Source organism: Zarconia sp., assembly GCF_057467645.1.
On sequence record NZ_JBRJXU010000048.1, the window covers coordinates 41,557 to 61,267 of the forward strand.

16 protein-coding genes and 1 tRNA gene are annotated in these 19,711 nt (G+C 51.0%); 11 read left to right on the top strand and 6 right to left on the bottom strand.

What is annotated here, in order from left to right; all coding sequences use genetic code 11:
• Positions 1-26: 26 nt before the first annotated feature.
• Entirely contained in the window at positions 27-938 is a 912-nt protein-coding gene (gene murQ, locus AC2215_RS06780) for an N-acetylmuramic acid 6-phosphate etherase (protein WP_486809208.1), read from the bottom strand.
• An 8-nt stretch (positions 939-946) separates the two neighbouring features.
• Entirely contained in the window at positions 947-1,372 is a 426-nt protein-coding gene (locus tag AC2215_RS06785; protein ID WP_486809209.1) for a DUF3110 domain-containing protein, read from the bottom strand.
• An 85-nt stretch (positions 1,373-1,457) separates the two neighbouring features.
• Between AC2215_RS06785 and AC2215_RS06790 the strand changes: the two genes are divergently transcribed.
• Positions 1,458-2,696: a damage-control phosphatase ARMT1 family protein gene (locus AC2215_RS06790; RefSeq protein WP_486809210.1), complete on the top strand. Its 1,239-nt coding sequence runs from the start codon at positions 1,458-1,460 to the stop codon at positions 2,694-2,696.
• 216 nt (positions 2,697-2,912) lie between these two features.
• Here the strand turns inward: AC2215_RS06790 and AC2215_RS06795 are convergent, their stop codons facing one another.
• The gene (locus AC2215_RS06795; protein ID WP_486809211.1) at positions 2,913-3,755 is read right to left on the bottom strand and encodes a cyclic nucleotide-binding domain-containing protein; all 843 of its coding nucleotides are present in this window, start codon (positions 3,753-3,755) and stop codon (positions 2,913-2,915) included.
• A 240-nt stretch (positions 3,756-3,995) separates the two neighbouring features.
• Between AC2215_RS06795 and AC2215_RS06800 the strand changes: the two genes are divergently transcribed.
• The 7 genes from AC2215_RS06800 (at position 3,996) to AC2215_RS06830 (ending at position 10,041) form a co-directional block, all read left to right on the top strand.
• Positions 3,996-4,349: a hypothetical protein gene (locus tag AC2215_RS06800; protein ID WP_486809212.1), complete on the top strand. Its 354-nt coding sequence runs from the start codon at positions 3,996-3,998 to the stop codon at positions 4,347-4,349.
• Between the two features lie 143 nt (positions 4,350-4,492).
• On the top strand, positions 4,493-6,469 hold the full coding sequence (locus AC2215_RS06805) for a DICT sensory domain-containing protein (RefSeq protein ID WP_486809213.1): 1,977 nt from the start codon (positions 4,493-4,495) through the stop codon (positions 6,467-6,469).
• Positions 6,470-6,760: 291 nt separating this feature from the next.
• Positions 6,761-7,582, top strand: coding sequence for a cobalt-precorrin-6A reductase (locus AC2215_RS06810; protein WP_486809214.1), 822 nt, complete (start codon positions 6,761-6,763; stop codon positions 7,580-7,582).
• 87 nt (positions 7,583-7,669) lie between these two features.
• On the top strand, positions 7,670-8,572 hold the full coding sequence (locus AC2215_RS06815; protein WP_486809215.1) for a class I SAM-dependent methyltransferase: 903 nt from the start codon (positions 7,670-7,672) through the stop codon (positions 8,570-8,572).
• Positions 8,562-9,296: an HAD family hydrolase gene (locus AC2215_RS06820; protein ID WP_486809216.1), complete on the top strand. Its 735-nt coding sequence runs from the start codon at positions 8,562-8,564 to the stop codon at positions 9,294-9,296. The genes AC2215_RS06815 and AC2215_RS06820 overlap by 11 nt, the downstream gene beginning before the upstream one ends.
• A 51-nt stretch (positions 9,297-9,347) precedes the next feature.
• Positions 9,348-9,420: transfer RNA gene (locus AC2215_RS06825), tRNA-Ala, on the top strand.
• A 126-nt stretch (positions 9,421-9,546) separates the two neighbouring features.
• Positions 9,547-10,041 (top strand): hypothetical protein, encoded by a 495-nt coding sequence (locus AC2215_RS06830; RefSeq protein WP_486809217.1) that lies wholly within the window; start codon positions 9,547-9,549, stop codon positions 10,039-10,041.
• On the opposite strand, the gene AC2215_RS06835 is transcribed toward AC2215_RS06830, so the two are convergent.
• Positions 10,038-10,367: a type II toxin-antitoxin system PemK/MazF family toxin gene (locus AC2215_RS06835; protein WP_486809218.1), complete on the bottom strand. Its 330-nt coding sequence runs from the start codon at positions 10,365-10,367 to the stop codon at positions 10,038-10,040. The genes AC2215_RS06830 and AC2215_RS06835 overlap by 4 nt on opposite strands.
• Entirely contained in the window at positions 10,367-10,621 is a 255-nt protein-coding gene (locus tag AC2215_RS06840; protein WP_486809219.1) for an AbrB/MazE/SpoVT family DNA-binding domain-containing protein, read from the bottom strand. Before AC2215_RS06840 ends, AC2215_RS06835 begins: the two co-directional genes overlap by 1 nt.
• 167 nt (positions 10,622-10,788) lie before the next feature.
• Here AC2215_RS06840 and AC2215_RS06845 point away from each other — a divergent pair, with 167 nt between their 5' ends.
• The 3 genes from AC2215_RS06845 (at position 10,789) to AC2215_RS06855 (ending at position 12,374) form a co-directional block, all read left to right on the top strand.
• Positions 10,789-11,466 (top strand): TIGR02117 family protein, encoded by a 678-nt coding sequence (locus tag AC2215_RS06845; RefSeq protein WP_486809220.1) that lies wholly within the window; start codon positions 10,789-10,791, stop codon positions 11,464-11,466.
• Between the two features lie 168 nt (positions 11,467-11,634).
• Positions 11,635-12,051: a XisH family protein gene (locus tag AC2215_RS06850; RefSeq protein WP_486809223.1), complete on the top strand. Its 417-nt coding sequence runs from the start codon at positions 11,635-11,637 to the stop codon at positions 12,049-12,051.
• On the top strand, positions 12,039-12,374 hold the full coding sequence (locus AC2215_RS06855; RefSeq protein WP_486809221.1) for an element excision factor XisI family protein: 336 nt from the start codon (positions 12,039-12,041) through the stop codon (positions 12,372-12,374). The genes AC2215_RS06850 and AC2215_RS06855 overlap by 13 nt, the downstream gene beginning before the upstream one ends.
• 173 nt (positions 12,375-12,547) lie before the next feature.
• On the opposite strand, the gene AC2215_RS06860 is transcribed toward AC2215_RS06855, so the two are convergent.
• Positions 12,548-19,414, bottom strand: coding sequence for a CHAT domain-containing protein (locus AC2215_RS06860; RefSeq protein ID WP_486809222.1), 6,867 nt, complete (start codon positions 19,412-19,414; stop codon positions 12,548-12,550).
• Positions 19,415-19,711: the final 297 nt, after the last annotated feature.

Genomic DNA, 19,711 nt, shown 5'->3' on the forward strand with positions numbered 1-19,711 from the left:
CCCCCTCTATGCGCGAGCGGGGAGTGTCAATTAAGGCTTTCTACGGCGACTCGCAACTGTCCGCCACAATCTGCCAACACCTGCTTGCCGAGGTGGGCATCCACCCCCGTCCAGTGCATCAGCAATGCCAGCTTCACCTGTCGATCGCTTTTTTCGAGCAGTACGGCCGCCTCTTCCCGACTGACATCTGTCAAGTCGCAAATCATTCGCAAGGCGCGATCGTGCAGTTTCCGGTTCGTCACCGCCACATCCACCATCCGATTGCCGTATACTTTCCCCACCCGTACCATTGCCCCGGTGGAGAGGATATTCAGTGCCAGCTTCGTCACCGTTCCCGCTTTCAACCGCGTCGAACCCGCCAGGACTTCCGGTCCGGTTATCAAGCGAATATCCACATCCACATCGATTTGTACCTGTTCCTGGGGAACGCAGGCGATAAAAACCGTCGTTGCACCGCGCCCTCTTGCGGCTTGCAGGGCCCCATGCACGTAAGGTGTCGTTCCCCCAGCGGTGATACCCACCACCACATCCAAATCGCGAATTTGATGTTGGGCGATCGCTTCTACCCCATCTTCAGGCAGATCTTCCAACCCTTCAGAACTGCGCACCAGAGCACCCGCACCACCGGCGATGATGCCCTGAACCATGTCTGCCGGCGTACAAAATGTAGGAGGACATTCGGCCGCATCCAATACCCCCAACCGTCCGCTGGTTCCCGCACCGACGTAGAACAGCCGCCCTCCCTTGCTAAAGGCCGTGGCAATCCGTTCGATGGCTGTGGCGAGAGGTTCGCGCGCTGAAGCGATCGCCTCTAGGACTCGGGCATCTTCCCGATGGAACACATCGACCAACTCAAGGGCGCTCAGCCGATCTAAATTCTCGGTGTTGGGATTGCTTTGTTCGGTGAGCAGATGCCCGCGATTTTCTAAATTTTTCACGGTATTTTTTACAATAAACCTTCCAATCTCCGACGCATCGCATCGAGTTCGGGGTCGGACATTTCTGATTCTAAGGGGTCGGTGGTGTCCGCGGCGGGTTTGTCTGGCGACCACTCGGCATCATCGAGATTAGTTTCTGGCGGCGCGAGAAAAATCCTCTCTTCGGGAGACTGAGGCACGAAACCTTCAGGAATTAATTTGGTTTCGTAGCCAAAATTGCGGCAAAATGCTTCAACTTCTTCGGAATCGATCGCCTCAACGCTGGGAACGTGAAAATCTTGCGCTTCGAGAAGCATTCCATAGCGAGTGGCATCATCTTCGAGCTCGAACATCATCACGATATTGCGTTCGCCGCCGTCACCAGACGCGAGTCGAATCGTATGAATACCCTCGTTATCCGTACCGGGATTAAATAGTAGGACGAATACTCGCATAAATAGTCAATATATTTTCGTCGATCGTTCTTTCTACTATCTTATATGATGGACGTAAAATCCTAAATATCAATAACCGAACAAAATGACCGAACAATCACGTTTGACACTCACACCTCCCAAACCCCTGACTGGCTCTGAAGAAGGGTCATTTGCATTTTATACGATGACCGAGCGGTTGCCGAATATCTGTCACAGATCGATACAAGAAAATGAGTTTTCTGAAGAAGTAATCGATCGGTTAACTCGATTTTCCGAAGAAGTTCGATCGCATAAAGTAAGCCTACTCCACAATTTAGATGCACCGGACTTTCAGGATTGGGATCGTTATTTAAAGCCCTACTTAGGACAATCCTGGTTAGAGGTTCCCTGGTTTTTTGCCGAAACGTATTTTTATCGCAAAATACTCGATACAATCGGATACTTTAAAGAGGGTAAATTTCAGGATTTAGATCCCTATGCATCTCAAAAAAGAAAAGGTCTAGAAATGGCGATCGATTCGATTCGCGACTTAAGCGATCGCCTAGATGCTATCGATGGAGACTGGCAACCTTCGGGATGTCTGATGCTTCTCTATTTTTCCTTATGGGGAAATCGTGCCGATTTAAGTTTATGGTCGGTGGACGATTTATGGTCGTCCGAAGTGGACGAAAGTGAAAAAATTGAAATCGAAAAACAACGAGAACGTTTACTGGTTGACGAGACCGAAAACTTATTGAGTTATCTGGCCTTAAGATATCACAGACGGATGGATATTATCATTGACAATTCGGGTTTTGAACTCGTCTGCGATTTAGGTTTGGTCGACTTTTTACTGGGGAGTCAAATTGCCGATCGAGTTTACCTCCATCTCAAACACTATCCCACTTTCGTTTCCGATGCGACAAAAGACGATGTGGTTCAAACCATCGACTTTCTCGAAGCTGACCCTCACCCCGAACTCAATCGGTTCGGACTTCGCCTGAAAAACTATTTAAAATCCGATCGATTGTGGCTGTGCGACGATCCATTTTGGACATCTCCTCTAGCGGCCTGGGATATGCCAGACTCTTTGTATGAAGAACTCGGAAAATCAAATTTAGTTATTGTCAAAGGCGATGCCAATTATCGTCGACTACTCGGCGATCTTCAGTGGGAAGAAACAACGAGTTTTGGCGATATACTCAGCTACTTTCCCGCCCCCATTGCCGCACTGCGAAACCTCAAATCTGATATCATTGTCGGACTTGCTAACGAACAGATTGCGAGCTTAGATATCGCCGATTCAAACTGGAAAACAAATGGGACTCGCGGCATCGTTCAAACCGCATTTATTCCGAGTTAGTCCCGAATTCGTTAAACAATAGCTCCGACGATTCGCGAGACGTCAAGACTCCGTTCAATATCAGCCATTAGCCGTCAGCAATTCGTCATCAGATTTAGACTCTTACAATAAAAAAAATGCAGGAGTTTTAGCTTGAAAAAGGTAAAATTTTTCAGCACGATCGGCGTTTAATTCTGATGGTCGATCGCTGATGGCTGATGACCGATTACTAAATTATTACCGATCGATATCTAAACATCGACCGTTGCACCACAGCTTACCACTGAGATTGCAATCTTCTTGATTATTCAGTTCGGGAATCGCGGTTACATTTGAAAAACTCGAACTCGAACCGAAAATCCCATTAAACGCACCCTGAAGATAAGCAAATCCCAGTACCGCACTCACCACGATCGCTCCGATCGTAACCTGTAATCCCGTCGAGATGGCTTGAGCTTTTTGAACTTGTAAGTTGAGCTGCTTGACGTTTTTTTTAAGCTGGTCTTGTTTGGTGCGCATTTGCTCTGTCTGCAGAGCGAGTTTTTGGCGCAGTTGATGAACGTCTGATGCCGAATTCACGGTTTTCATTTGTTCGAGGGTCGCAAGCAAACTATCGTGTTCGTCGAGTAATTTAACGGTTTCATCCGTTAACAAATTCATTCGTTGACCCATCACCTTCGACAGCTGCATCGATATTTTGCTGCTGGCACTGTCGCCATTGGATAGCATTTGTTCGAAGGCTTCTCGATTGAGAGAAAACACTTGGGCAATTCGCGTGACTCGCACGCTGCAACTGCGCGGTTCGTTCAAGATAAAACCCAATTCTCCCAATGTTTCTCCCGGACCGATATTGCGAATGCAATAGGGTTTGTCGTTGAGTTTTCCCTTGAGGATTTCCGCTTCGCCATCGAGGATCGCTAAAATCGAATCGCTGGGTTCTCCCTCAACGATCGTGAAATTCCCCGGCGTGATTTCCGATACAGTTCCCGCACGGGCTAAACTCTCAACTTCAGCATCGGATAAGCTCGTTGAGAGAGAGTTTTTTTTGAGTAACTGACACAGTTTTTCTTGGGATAGCATAGAGCACTCCGATAGATTTTAATTGGGGTTTACAGATAAATACAAAGGTAAGCATTAGGGCGATCGGCTATCAGTTTTTGACTCTTCGGGACAGCCAAATTTTTCAGGTTTTTAGCGTAGAAAACGTTAAATTTATCAGCCGAGCGCAGTTTTTAGCTGAGGACTGATGGCTAATACCCGAATGCTGACAGAGAAAGCTTTTGGGTGAGGAGAGTCTGGTTCAATAAAAAATTGAAAACAATGGTTGTTTTTTGGCGTTTGATTCTATTTTATGGGCTGCTCCCCACAGTTGACAGCATGTACGCGCGCGAACCGAGCGAAAGCCATCTGAGAGTTTCTCTGCGGGGTTCGATCGAGCGTCAATCTCGCCATCTGGGTCATCACCATCATCGACCCATTCCACGAGTCACGTTCTCCCCCAGCAACACCTGCGTTCTCAGCTTCCCCTGGCGATCCGAATTCGATGGCGATCGGGTCCGAAGATTGCTTCCATGGGAAATCAACCCTTCGCGCAATACTCCAAAGAAGTCGCGCGCCCGTTTCATCTCCCGCAGCGAAACGGCTCCAGTTTCCGGTAAGGTAGATATAGTCTGACTCAATCGAGAGCGATGGGAAAAGTGCGATTTTCCCCAATGATTAAACGCCACCATCAAACTAACCCTAAATCTGGTGTTTAACCCCACAATATCGCTCTAAGTTGAGAATATTTGCCCGAACTGGACAGTCAACGAGCATCAATGAGCATCACGACTTCCGTCCTGGAAGATTTGCTGCAATCTCTGCCTCAACTGCGGTCTCACACCTACTTCAAGTCTTCCCTAACGGCACTCTCCCACGCGATGGAAGATATGGTTCTCGCTGGAGACGACGCACCCTTAGTGATTGCAAATTTCCAACGAGAGCGGTTCTATCGCCTCGAAACTCGTCGGTACTTGCGAATTGCCAAGGTTTCGCCTCAAGTTTACGTCCTCGCTGCCCCAGAAACCGACTTTTCCAATCGCTCCGGTGCGTACGAAACCATAGCCTTCGACCCCAATGACGGCCTCTCCCAAGAGTGGCACTTGGTGATTCTGTCTCGCAGGTACGGCACCTGTTTGGTGTGTCGGGAACGTCTGGCACCGACCCAGGAAAATCGCCGGTTGGGACGGTTGAGTCCGGATTTGGATTCGTCGCGCCGGTTTGAAGGGGTGTGGATGTTCGATCGCCAGGTGAGCGTGCGGGTGGCGAATTTGCTCTTCGATCGCATCTTAACCTACCGACCGGAACTGGCCGACAAAATCGATCGAGCGCGCACCACTTACGATATTCGCCTATCCGACAAGTCCGATCCGGCTTCGGAAACTTCCGTTGGCGTCGATCCGGGCCCCTTTGCCGAACGTTTGGTGACTTACTTACAAGCGGGTCAGTACAAACTCCTCAAAGCGTATCGCTCTCTCTCGGAACAAGAGCGTAAGGAACGGTTGGTGAATTCCATCGCCAGTGCCATCCGCGCCTCCCTCGATCCCGAGCAAGTTCTCGATGTGGCTACCGAAGAACTCGGCGGCGCCCTGGATGTTTGTCGCTGCTCCATCTATCGCTGTAAGGCGGGGGACGATACCGCAGACATCGCACGGGAATATTTAGCAGATGGGGTGAGTTCGATCGTCGGTCAAACCTGGCCCCTGAAAAACAATCCCCTGTTTCAAACCGCAGTTGCTGAAGGTAAACGGGTCGCGATCGATAATACCCAAAATCCCCAAACCCGCGAAGAGCGAGAGTACTCTGGCAACAAATGCTTTCAAATCCTAGTGGAACGCTGGCAAATCGGGGCGTGGCTGCTGGTTCCCGTCATCTATCGGGGCAAGTTGCTCGGTGCCATCGAACTCCATCAATGCCGCAGCCACTCCCACCCCTGGAAAAATGACGAACTGGCCCTGGTGGATGCGATCGCCGACCAAATTGGCGTGGCCCTGATTCAGGCGGAAACCCACGCCAACCTCGAAGAACTCAACCAACAACTCGAAGCCCTAGAACGCACCCGCAGCAATTTGATTGCCATTACCGGACACGAATTGCGCACCCCCCTATCGACGATTCAAGTGTGCCTCGAAAGCCTCGCCAGCGAACCGGATATGCCCATCGAGGTGCAACAGGTGATGCTCGATACGGCCTTGGCAGATACCGAACGGCTGCGGGAACTGGTGCGAGACTTCCTCACCCTTTCCAACCTCGAAAGCGGTCGGGTGGAGTGGCATTCCGAACCGCTGATGCTCCAAGAATGCGTGGATTTGGCCCTCAGCAGCATTCGCGCCCGCGGTGTCGAGAAAAACGTTCCCCAAATCCTAACGGAGGTGCCATCGGATTTACCCCTGGTTCAAGCGGATGGGGAATGGCTGGTGCAGGTGCTGGGGAAACTCCTCGATAACGCCTGCAAGTTCACCCCCGCTCAAGGAGAGGCGATTGTCAAAGCACGGCGTAACGGCGGTCGAATGCTGGAAGTGACGGTTGCAGACACCGGACGGGGCATCGAACCCGATCGCCTCGAAGCGATATTCGAGCGATTTTATCAAGAAGAAGGAGCCTTGCGTCGCACCGCCGGCGGCACGGGTTTGGGGTTGGCCATCTGCCGTCAGATTATCCAACGCTGGGGCGGTCGGGTTTGGGCGAATTCCGACGGTAAGGATAAGGGCAGTGAATTTCATTTCACCGTTCCCATTTTTGACAGCGAAGAGTGAGATCGAATCCGGTTGAATCACCGCGCATTCCGGTGGATGTGAGCAGGGGGAGCAGGGCTTTCAAGGGAATGTTTTTTAGATTTAACGCGGTGCGCGCTCTTTTTGCACTCGCGATATGGTGAGCGAGTAGACTTATCCCCCTTTTCCCCTTCCCCGATATAGCGTTACGCAAGTCTGTTAGGACATTCAGCAAATTTGAACAATATCCAGTAGAGGATACAGAGATTGTGGTGTCCGAATACATTTGCGTAGTGCTATAAACACCAGACACCAGCTTAGGAAAACAGAACATTGGATCGAATTTGGTTAATTGGCGGGACGAGTGAGAGTGGGGAAATTGCGCGGGAACTGGCATCGCGGGGGATTCCCTGTACGATTTCCGTGACGACGGAGGCGGCAAAATCCCTTTACCCGGAATCTCCCCATCTGAAAATTTGGGTGGGAAAACTCGATCGCGTCAGTATCGAAGGGTTTATACGACGAGAGCGGATTGTTGCGATTTTGGATGCCTCTCACCCCTACGCTGCTGCGGTTTCGGAACTGGCAATAGCGGCTGCGCAACAGTACCATTTGCCCTACCTACGATTCGAGCGTCCAGTACTTGAGAATGAGGATAGGAACGCTAGCCACGTCCTTCATCTTCCCAGTTTCGAGGCGTTACTAACCGGGGATTACCTAAGTGGCAAGCGGGTGCTACTCATTGTCGGCTACCAAATATTACCGCGCTTTCAACCCTGGCAAGGGCGATCGACTCTGTTTGCACGCCTCCTTCCCTCCCAAATTGCTCTGGAAACTGCTTTGGCTGCTGGATTCACTCCCGATCGCCTGATTGCCTTGCGTCCCCCCATATCTGCTGAGTTGGAAGCGGCATTGTGGCGGCAGTGGCAGATTACGACGGTGGTGACGAAAGCATCGGGAAAGGCGGGGGGAGAAGATGTGAAGCGTCGAGTGGCGGCGGAGTTGGGGGTGAGGCTGGTTATTATCGATCGTCCGGTTTTAAGCTATCCCCAGGAAACGAGGGAGGTTGCAGAAGCTGTTAGATTTTGCCGGCAGAATATTTCAACTGACAACGCCGGGTTAAAGGAAAAGGGGGAAGGGGAAAGGGGGATATAGTCTGCTCGCTCACCCCATGGCTGAGCTTAACGTTGCACATCCGATGAAGGTAAACTAAAAAAATAAAACATTCCTTTACAAACCCCGATGACAACTCAACAAAAACCCCTTTGGGATCGGTTTCTCTCGCCGATCGTCCGATCGCTGATTAATGAAGATGAGATGCGCCAGTTCGATCGCAGTGTGGATTGGCCAACCGAATGCGATCGCCTCGCAGACTCCACCCTTAGCTATCCCGAATACTACCGCAACGGTGACTTTCACGGTATTAAAGGCGGCTACCTCACCTCCGGTGCGGCCGTCTCCTACGATCCCATCACCCAATACGTTCTGCCTCCCGGTGAAAACTGGGTGCGTCAAAGCTTAATCGATGCCATTGGCGGGAAACCCCGGCGAATTCTCGATCTCGGTTGCGGCACCGGTTCGACGACGCTAACTCTCAAACGCACCTTTCCCCAGGCAGAAGTCATCGGCTTGGATTTGTCTCCCTATATGCTATTCATGGGAGAGTACAAGGCGCGTCAAGCGGGGTTGGAGATTCAATGGCGGCACGGCAATGCCGAACGTACTGGATTTGCCGATGCGTCTTTCGACGTCGTCACCATGGCGCTGTTGTTCCACGAAACGCCGCCAGCAGTATCCCAAGCCATCCTCCGGGAATGCTACCGATTGTTGGTTCCGGGGGGAGAGGTGCTGATGCTCGACGGCAACCAGCGCACCCTCAACAGCACCGATTGGCTGACAGAAGTGTTTCAGGAGCCGTATATTAAAGAGTATTCAGCCGGTAGCGTGGAAGCCTGGATGGGACGTGCGGGATTTGAAGCCGTGCGCACTCAAGAGTTTTGGTGGATGCATCAAGTGACGCGAGGTATCAAGCCTCTACCGACGAGCACTCCAACTTCTCAGGTACAAACCACTACCCCTGACGTTTCCGAGCCGGATTTAGCGGGAATCCCGGCCCCCGCATTCTCGACGGCACATGGTTCTTAAAGCAGTTTTATTTGATTTCAACGGCGTTATTATTAACGACGAGCAGATTCACGAGCAGTTAATCGAGCAGGTTCTGCTGGAGGAAAATTTGCGGCCCAAACCGGGTGAGTTCAATCAATTTTGTTTGGGTCGCAGCGATCGCGCTTGTTTGCTATCGTTGTTGGAGAATCGGGGTCGGTATATTTCCGAGGAGTATCTGGGCAAAATTCTCCAACGTAAAACGGAGGCCTACCAGCAACAACTCGATACGTTGGAAGTCCTCCCCATTTATCCCGATGCAGAGAGTTTGCTGTTTAAGTTGCAAGTTGCCGAGTTGAAGATAGCGGTGGTGAGTGGTGCGCTGCGATCGGAAATTGAGTTGATTCTCGATCGATCGGGGTTGGCGCGCTACTTCTCTCTGGTGGTGGCCGGGGACGACATCACCACCAGCAAGCCGGAACCGGATGGGTATTTGCTGGCGATGGAACGGTTGAAACAGGCGCATCCCGAGTTAAACCTGCAGCCATCGGAATGTTTGGTGATTGAGGATACTTTTGCGGGTATCGAAGCGGCAAAGCGAGCGGGAATGAAGGTGGTGGGGGTGGCACATACTTACCCGTTCCATATGCTCCAACGCCTGTGTAACTGGACGGTGGACTATCTGACGGAGTTGGAAGTCGAGAGAGTGCGGCGGGTGTTTGAAGGACGGGAACGGGATGTGGCGTTAGAGGAAATTTCCTCGTAATTTATCCAAATTCGATCGCCCCCAGATGGTACAATAGGGACTGCGATTGACGGGGAATTAGCTCAGTTGGTAGAGCGCTGCGATCGCACCGCAGAGGTCAGCGGTTCGAATCCGCTATTCTCCATTTCCCAAAATGTTGATTTTGATAGCCTGACGTTAGTTCCTCGAAACCTGATTCTGCGTAGGTTATGATGGCATCGGTTTGCGAGCGAACGATTCATGCGTGTAAAGGGGCTAGACATTCCTAGATGTGATTGCTATTGAAGAAAACGTTCTGCTTGTGAAGATTGAAGGTCTAGAAAATATTAGAGACTTATTTTCTAAGTTTCATGATGGTTGGATCGTCAACTGCTATTTGGAGCGAGATATCCTGTATATGGATGTCGAGATACAATATTTAGCAGAACGAATCGATCCGAGTTTTCACAAGTTTTCAATCGAATTAATTCAAGTTGACAACATTAGTTTTTCAACTTGGCCTAATAATACACAATCTCAGCCAGAGATTTTAACGGAAATAAGTACTATCTTTACGCCAGATCTGGAAATTCTGCAAGGGAAGTTAAGAGATGATTTGATTGAGGTTACGTGCAATCAGCCTTCATCGGATTTTGGTTATTGCGGTGGTGAAATCTATTTTACAGCATTGTCTGCGAAGGTGACTGATGGAGCGGGTAAAAGCTATTCGCTAGATGAACTCGATGGTTTATGTAAAGGATATTGGCATGATTCTCGCTCGAGTTAAGCAATAACCGCTCTAATTTTCGCCAGCACATCATTCAAAATAGAACTTGGAACTTTCTCCTTAAAAGAGAATCTACGAGCGTTAAAATCCAACGTTTTAATTTGGTCTGCTCGTATCGCCCCAGTGGTTTGTAAACCGGTACCATCTAAAGACGTTTCAAAAGCCCAACCCCGCTGTGTATTGGTAATCGGGCAAGCCCATAACGTGCCAGTTTGAGCGTTGAAGCTGGCAGGACTAACCACTAATGCCGGTCGATATCCTGCCTGTTCGTGACCTTTAGTTGGGTTGAAACTAATAGCAATAATATCTCCTTGTTCTGGAACCATTACCAAATTTCCTTACCCTGCGGTGCTTCTTCGATCCATTCTCTTTCTTCTGTGGAGAGTGTTGGCGTTTGAGGCATCCCGGCAAGGAGTTCGTCTAAAGTATAGGATGGCGTTTGAGGTTCGATCCGCAAAGCCATACCATCTAAGGTGATTTTTACGGATTCCCCCGCTTTGAGTTGCAATCGATCGAGAAACGCTTTCGGGATCGTAATACAGGTGGAACCGCCAATTTGTCTGAGTTTTGCGATCGTCATGGCTTGATGAAGCAAAAAATATAATTAAATTATACCGTCGGAATTTCGATCGAGTCGTGTTTTGACAGTTGAAAATTCGATCGGGGTTAGTGGGCAGTTTGTCTGGCGGAGATTGAATTTTGATACGAGCGATCGAGCTGCCCACCCTACAAATTTCTACTTGTTTCATGAAAATAATTTTTCTAGTCATCATTTTAATCCTATTTTCGGGGTGTTCTTCCAAGCCATATGTCGTTCAATACTCCGAGGGAATCTCGACAACAGAAGGGCATGAAATCTATGTTGTCAGTCACGGCTGGCATACGGGTTTCGTTGTGCCTGCTGGTGACATTCAAGCCAGACTTCCTCAATTGAAAGAAAGATTCGGCGATATTCCCTATCTAGAGTTTGGCTGGGGCGATCGAAGTTTCTATCAAGCTAAGAAGATAACCACCGGATTAGTGCTGAGGGCGATACTGTGGCCGACAGATACCGTCATCCATGCAGTAGCAGTCCCAAAGAACCCCAACGAGCATTTTCAGAATAGCGAAGTCGAGAAATTATGTCTGAGCGACGGTAACTTTTTTTCTTTGATAAGCTTCATTTCAAATAGTTTTTATAAAGACAAAAAAGGCAAAATATTAGAACTCAGAAATGGATCGGACGATCGTAGTCAGTTTTACCAAAGTGTCGGAGATTATTATTTTATGAATACTTGTAACAAGTGGACGGCAAAGGGATTAAAAAGTGCAGGAATAGATACCTCACCGATATTCAAATTAACAGCCAGCAGCGTCATGAACGATTTACGATCGTACGATCGAACGGCGATAACCACTTTGGAGTGCGATCGCGCATCGCTTTAGGCTAGATTGACGCAAGGAAACCCAGCATTGCCTGTTGCTGGGAATTGTGGCTGTTTCTCCACATCTGCGATCGCGCGCGATCGCATCTCCCTCACCTCACTACCGCGATCTCGTAGATTGTATTCAATAAGCCCTTATCATGAGAAAGCTCCCTTTAAAGACCCGGATATGTCGGCTAAGGATATTTTCCACGAAGCAGTAAAAAAGGCGCTTGAAAAAGAGCGGTGGGTTATTACCGACGATCCACTAAAGTTTAAGTTTGGTAACGTTAACTTTCGCGTCGATCTAGGTGCAGAGCAGTTACTTGGAGCCGAACGAGCCGGTGAGCAAATCGCCGTTGAAATTAAAAGTTTTCTGAATCCTTCAGCCGTTACGGATTTCTACACGGCATTAGGGCAATTTCTCAGCTACCGACTGGCTTTGGAGTCTGTTGAACCGACTCGAAAACTGTATTTGGCAGTTCCTCTTGAAGCATACCGGACATTTTTCCAATTAGAATTTACTCGAAGTGCGGTACAACGGTATCAAGTCTTAATCATCGTGTATGACCCTGTAGATGAGGCGATCTCGCAATGGATAAATTAGCCCAATATCGTGAGTGCGTACAGACGCTATTAAGCCGTTATGCCAGTGCAGATGCTGGAGATGACGATCTTGATGTTCAACTGAGCTTCGATACAGAACGCGACCATTATCAATGGTTGAATGTAGGTTGGCATCAGTTGACCCGTATTTATCGATGTATCGTTCATATTGATATTAAGGATGGAAAAATCTGGCTTCAGCAAAATTTGACGGATTGGAATCCTGCTGAGGAATTAGTTGAAATGGGAGTATTGAAAGAAGACATTGTGCTGGGCATACACCCACCTTACAAAAGACCGTACACTGAGTATGGCGTAGCTTGATAGAGTTGTGCGCGATCTCGTACCTTCATCTCAACTCCACATTGCGCTTGAGTCATTTCAACCCTAGCAAGTGTTCTTGCTTAAAATATTGAACTCCAGATGTGACTACCTCCGAACGCTGGGTTCAATTGTGCGTGTTGGCTTACGCCCAACTTTGGAGTCCAAGACGTTCACTACCACGGACTTCCCACTAACGTGAAACTCGCCCAATAATAGGGGTGGGATAAGTTGAGCTCGCCCCGACCCGACAACTCCCGTGGTAGCAGAATTTCCAAGCCATTGCCAATCAGTCGATGGTTTTCAAAGCGAACCTCTCCTCGCAACAGTGCCAGTTGCGCTTGCCGCAAAGCTTCAGCTTTAATCGGAGCGTCCCCGAGAGCGCGATAAAACTGGAGCATGAGTGGTAAAGTTCCCGCATCATTAATATCCCACAGGCTCGCGAGAACCGATTTCACCCCAGCTTGCACGGCAAATCCAGCAAATCCCATTTCCATCGATCCGTTGCCCCCCCTCGCCGTTTCGCAAGCACTCAGGGTGAGCAGCTCTACCACAGGCGGTGCGTACCATTGAGCCTGTCGGAGTTCGTCGGGAGAGAGACGTTCCCCGTCCCAAAACTGAATATAGCTTCGATCGGGGTGAGTTGGATCGAAGTTTGCGTGAGTTGCCAGATGAACGATCGAGAAGAATTGTTGTCGGCGTTGCTCGATGAGATTCTCGAGGGTAAATTTTTCGTTGAGAAGAGCTTCTCCCGGCCACAATGGCGATCGTTGCGTTAGGGGATCTTTTTTGCTGGCGAGATCGGGTCCGCCGACGATCGCCTCGATCTCCAAGGCTACGGCGGGCAAATTTTCCTGTGAGGGAAACTCGGAGATTCCCATTGCCAGGATGCGAGAGTCTTTTTCTTTTAAGGATTGGTAGCGAGTTTCTGTGAGGCTGAGGCTGGGGATGAGGGAGAGACCGTACTGTTCGATGAGAAACTGTTCGCCGTCATGTAAAGCGGCGAGGGGAATGGTTTCGCCATCGCTTAATGTTGGGTCGATCGAAAAGACGATCGTCTCGATATCGAGCGCATCGAGTTCTCGTTCGAGGGGTTGAACCAACCACCGATACAGTTGTTGGGAGAAGGGACGGTAGCTGGAGTTGTGGCTTGCTTGAATAAATCCGAGAAATCCTGAAATTGTTTCGCGCAGGCTGGTGTCTTCACGATCGAGAATAACGGTTTGGGAAATCGGGGAACCGTTCGCGCGTACCAATACCAGCGCTAATTTTTCCCGATCTCGATCGAGGGAGTCGGGGAGTTGGCTAGGGGGAAGGCTGACGGCATAGATGATGGCAGATTTGTTTCCCGTTTCGGCTTCGATGGTTTGCAGCATACTCCGCATATCCTCCACCCATAGTTGGGAACTGTCGTCGTCGAGGTTTTCGCCGATTCGTTCTTCAAAATACTCTTCAAATAATTGGTCGATCCGCGCGACGGCATCCTCGATCGCATCGGGGGTTCCTTTGGCTAAGCGATTGGCGATAATTTGGCGCGGATCGGAGGGGAGAATGGATGGGGAGAGATCGTCGATGGGATCGAACCGATCTTGAGTGAGGAGACTGGCAATCTCTTGGCGCGGACGATCCTCGGTTGGGAGTGCTTCGAGTATTGGGATTTGGGAAGGTTCTTCTCCTTGCAAATCTCGCAGGATGGCATCCGCTTCGAGTTGTTCTATCTCTAAGAACGATTCGCGATCGTCAGTGAATAAATCTGCGTCGGGAAATCCATTGGTGTCATTGCTGGGAAGGAGGTTGGGATCGATTTCGGGGATGGGTGGGTTATCGGGATTGATTGGCGGTGCTATCGGGGTTTCATCTACGGATGGTGGATCGGGATTGATTGGCGGTTCGATCGGGGTTTCTGGGGGAAGTTCATCGGTGTCGAGGGTAATATTGCCTTCGATGTCACCGGGATAAGTGCCTCGGCGTAGACTCGATTCCCCCGTTGTAATTACCCCGTGAGTTCCATTGAGGCTGGCATCACCCACAACAAACGGTTGAATCGGTAGGGTTTCCTCACCTCCCTCGTGGCGAATTGTAATATCACCTCCTGCTGTCGAAATGCTGGCATTGACTCCGTTGTCGAGAAAACTCTCGGTGGCGCGGAAAAAGCGATCTGTTTCGATCTCGACATTACCGCCTGTACCGTTATTTCCCCGCGTGTCGATCGATATGACTTCGATGTTGTTCGCGGCATTGTTGTTCGCGGCGTTGCGGTTGTTGAGGGTGATGTTTCCTCCAGAGAGTCCCGAACTATCGAGGGTTCCCGCCATAATCGCACCTGTGTCGCTAGATAGCGAAATATTGCCGCCAATCCCAGAAACCGATGCCGTACTCAGATTGCCGACAGTCACATTCTCCATTGCACTCACTGTTATGCCTCCCGGCGCGATCGCATTGCCAAGGGTAATGCTATTCCGTGCGTTGAAGTTGAGATTTCCCGAGGTGACAATATCTCCCGGAAGTTCGAGAGTTCCCGCATCCAGAACGGTGAAATCCCCGATCGGATTTTCGACGGTTCCAAAGATTCCATTACCCCCCACCATTCCACTGCCAGCATCAATGGTTAAATTTCCCGATCCGTTGCCAGAACTGGAGATCGAACCATTCAAAAGAATATTGCCATTCCCCAGATTGCTATCGAGGGTGGCATCGGATATCTGCAACGTTGCCGCCTCATAGGTTTGATTTCCCCGCGTGGTAACGCTATCGGTGACGATCGTCGTTCCGACACTGTCGATGGTGAGGGTGTTGAGGGGAGTTTGACTGCCGACGGTATCGTTAAAAACGATCCGACTCCCTCGAATCGTCAGGTTTTGGGGTCGTGCCGGACGGCTGTCGAGGCTACGATTAAACGAGATCGGACCGTTACTCGGACGGCTATTTAGGGTAATGTTACTCAGAATGCGAACGGGGTCGTTGTAGGTTTGCTCGATATTGGCGGTGATGTTGCCGTTGAGTTCGGTGGTTCCCGGCGCATCGGTAATCAAGCGGTGGCTGGTGACGCTGCGATCGAAGCGGGTAATGCCGCCACTGTTAACGGTGAGGGTATCGAGTTCCGCTATTTGACCGATCGCGCCGTTGAAGGTGATGTTTCCGGTATCTGCGGTGAGGGTGAGGCTTTGTCTGCCGGGGGTGGAGGCATCGACAGTATGGCGGAAGAGGATGTTACCGGATTCTGCGGTGAGTTGCGTATTGGCAGGTAGGGTGAAAGCTGTATTAAAGGTGATATTTCCGGTGGCGGTGGCTTGCAGGCTTTGAGCGGCGTTGAGGGTATCGCTGCCAATGCTGAGATTGCCGCCGTTGAGTCCGTTGAGTTCGATCGCCAAATTGCGGGCGAAAAAGGTAGAATCGAGGGTGAGATCGCCGCTATTGCGGTTGGTTCCCGAACCCGTATCCACGCGCAGGGTAATATCCCCGGTTCCGGCATCGAGGGTGACATCATCGGCGATCGCGATCGTGGCATTTCCCGGTTCCCGCGCGGTATCGACGACATCGTTGCTGGCATCGTTGGCAATCAGAGTCAGGTTGCCGTTGTCGGTGGTAATATCGGCATTGAGTGCAATGCTGCGTCCTGCTTGTAGGGTGAGGGAACCGCCGTTGCCGTTGGGATTTTCGGTGACGATCGCACTGTTGGCGCGTTGGATAATGTCGTTATTGGCTTGCAATGTGACGGCCGTTCCCGTATCGGTAACTCGGGTAACGAACTCGGGACTGATGGTAATATCGCGATTGGGAAGGCGATCGTAGGTGAGAGCAGAGGGTTCGGCATTGCCGATGTGAATCTCTTCCAAATCAGTACTGGCAAATGCAAAACTGCCACCTTCTAAGGGGTGAATATTGCTGCTACCCAGTCTTTCGTTCGCCGTTGTCCCCACAAAACGCTGGAGTTCCGTTCCCGTGTCGCCATCGATAACGATCGCCATTCCCGCATCTTGGAGACCGTTGACATCAGCATCGGGATTACCCAGAACGAGGTTACCGTTGTCGAGGACAACAAGCGCCCCCACACCCACGAGATCGCCGGGATTCGTGCCGGAAATGCGGCTAATTTCTTCCCCAGTGGTTCCATCGGCAAAAATGACCGTTCCCGCATCTTCTACCCCATTGATATCGGCATTCTGATTGGTCAAGATAAAGTTGCCGTTGGGTAGGGCAACGATTTCCGGGCGTCCTGAGATTAAATTTTCATCGCCGAAGCGATCGCCGGGATTCGTGCCGGAAATGCGGTGAATTTCTTCCCCAGTGGTGCCGTCGATTAAGATGGCGGTTCCCGCATCTTCAATCCCGTTAACATCCACAGATGGATTGGCAGAGACAACATTACCACTCTCCAAGGCAATGAGATCCCCTTCTCCCAAACCATCCCCTACCCGTTGCCCTTCAATGCGATTAACGATCGCCCCAGTATCGCCATCGGCAATAATAATGACTCCCGCATCTTTTAACCCGTTGAGGTCGGCATCGGGGTTGCCAAAAATATAGTGATTGTTGGGTAAAGCCGCAATGGTGAGATCGCCAAATCGATCGTCGGTGTTGCTACCGGTGATGCGATCGATTTCTTCTCCCGTCGTCCCATTTCCTAAAACAACCACTCCCACATTCGAAATCCCATCCAGATTCAGATCGGGGCTACCAAAGACAAAATTCCCATTGGCCAAGGCTTGAATATCATCTTCACCGAAACGATCGCCGGGACTCGACCCCGAAATGCGACCGATTTCTTGCCCCGTTCTCCCGTCGGCAAGTATCATCGTCCCGGCATTTTCCACGCCATCAATATCGGCAAATGGGTTGCCAAACACGTAGTTCCCGTTCGGCAACGGTTGAATTTTATCCAACCCAAACAAGTCATCGGGGGTTTCTCCCCAAATGCGACCGATTTCTTCACCGGTTGTCCCGTCGGCGAGGATGACTGCCCCCAAATCGTCTAATCCATTGCGCGCGGCATCGGAATTCCCAAAGACGTAGTTTCCATTCGGCAATGGGGCAATCCGGCGATTGCCAAACCGATCGTCGGGATTCACCCCAGAAATCCGGCTAATCTCCTCGCCAGTTTCGCCATCGGCGAGAATCATCGTTCCCGCATCTCGGACACCATCGATATCGGCAGTGGGATTGCCAAAGACGTAATTATTATTGTTCGTGAGGGCGGTGACGCGATCGGAACCCAAGCGATCGTCGGGATTTTCGCCATTAATTTGCCCCAGGAGTTCTCCCGTCTCCGGATCGAATAAATACACGGCCCCCGCATCCGTCGCCGCGAAATCATCCCCCGGCGATGTGGCAACGAGATTGCCATTTCCCAACACGACGATTCGCTCTCCGAAATCATTGCCGGCTGCGGGGTTGGGGTCGAGAATTTGAAACAACCCCCCACTCGACGTGGCATCGATAATGATATTCTTGGGGTCGAGTAGGAGTTGCCCCGCCAGACCCTCGATCGCCCCGGCATCGGCAAAACCCCCGAAGGTCAGCTCGTTTTTGCCGGACACTTCGATCGTGCCGCCATTTCCCCTCACGTCACCACCCCGCGCGGTAATGTTGCCGAAAAATTGGGTATCCTCATCAGACCAAACGACAACGCGCCCCCCATCCCCAACGCTTCGCGCGTCTGCATTCAGGTGACTGGTAGGATTGACGAAGGTATTGCGAGCATTCGTCGCCCCTGGAATGTCTCCAGTTCGTCCCTGAAAGTCGCCACCGACGAGGAGTTCGCCCCCCCCGAGATCGCCACTGGCATCTAAGCGAGTTCCCAACAATCGCACCTCTTCCCCAAACAGAGCGATCGCACCGCCAGTCTCTTCTCCCGTTGCCTCGAAGGTTCCCGAAGTCGTCAGAACGGTATCCACCCCGCCAAGCCAGGCGATCGCCCCACCGGTACGTCCGTTGACCGTTGTCGTTCCCCGCGCCGTCTGAATTGCCGTCCCGGAGTAGTTGACTCGAATTTCTCCCCCATCCCCAGTTCTGCCGATGGCGCTCATCTCCCCCGCTTGCAGAAAATTCCCCGCGTCCACGTGCAACCTGCCACCTTGGATACCGTTTGCCTCAATTTGCCCTCGATTTTCCACCACCGAACCCATCAAATCAATCTTGCCGCCAAGCCGATTGCTGCTCGCAGAGAGTTGTCCGGTGTTGGAGAGGCGATCGCGGCTACCGGTTAACTCGACGGTTCCATCGGCACGAACGACAACCCGAGTGGCGTTGCCCAAATTGCCCCCGGTGAGTAAATCGGGTAAGTCCAGTCCCGAAGCGGGAAGTACCGGAGAAGTTACGGGGGAGTCCGGCAAAAGGTTGGTAATTTCTAAGCTGAGAACGTTGCCATCGGCACTGAGGCGGATCGAGTTGCCACCGGGAACGGCAGCGATCGAGATATTGCCTCCCGGTGCTTGCAGGGTTCCCTGATTGGCGATCGTACCGCCGAACAACCGGAGATGTTGCCCCTCGGCAACGGCTAAATTCCCTTGATTGACGATCGCTCCCAAATCCAATACGGCAAACTCGAAGGCATGGGGAGACCCCAGCAAACTCCCCCAGGAATTTGCACCCAAAACATCCAGCCACCTGCCATTTTCAAACCCAATTCCCGTGGCAGTAGTAGCCGTGAAATCAGCCGGAACGTTCAGACTGGCATTTGCCCCAAACAGAATCCCGGCCGGGTTGAGTAAATACAGGTTGGCATTGCCCCCAGAAACTTGCAGCAAACCGTCAATTATCGAAACATTTCCCCCCGTGACGCGACCGAAAATATTTTCCAGATTGGGATTGGCAAGAAAGTCGGCAATCTGCCCTTGGCTGAGTCCGAATTCCTCGAAACTATGGAACAGATTTGCCCCATCTCCCGACAGTTGCCCCCCGCGAATCTCAAATCGATCGCCGGATGGCGCAACCACCGTTCCCGTTCCATCACCTGCCGGGACGATCGACTGCGCGATCGCCCCCTTCCCCGCAACCGTCACCGCGAACGAAACAAACAGGAATCGACACAGACTGTTTTTCATTGGTTAATGGTTCATTGTTGATTTCTAATTGGGGAAAGGGTGTGGGGTGTGGGGTGTCGGGAAAGAATTAAAAATGCGTCTTGGAAAGTTGAAGGGGACTCAAACCGACACCGCTCACTTTCCGCAAAATTAAAAATTCATACTCCCCATATCTCCGTGTCTCCGTATCTCCCTTATCTGCCGAAGAGAAGAGGGCGAAGCATTCGGACTCATTGTTCTCGGTCGATCTCTGGATTTTCTAGCCGAATGCTTTGCCCCTACAAGCTTCCTTGTCTCCCATGTCTCCCCCTCTCCGCG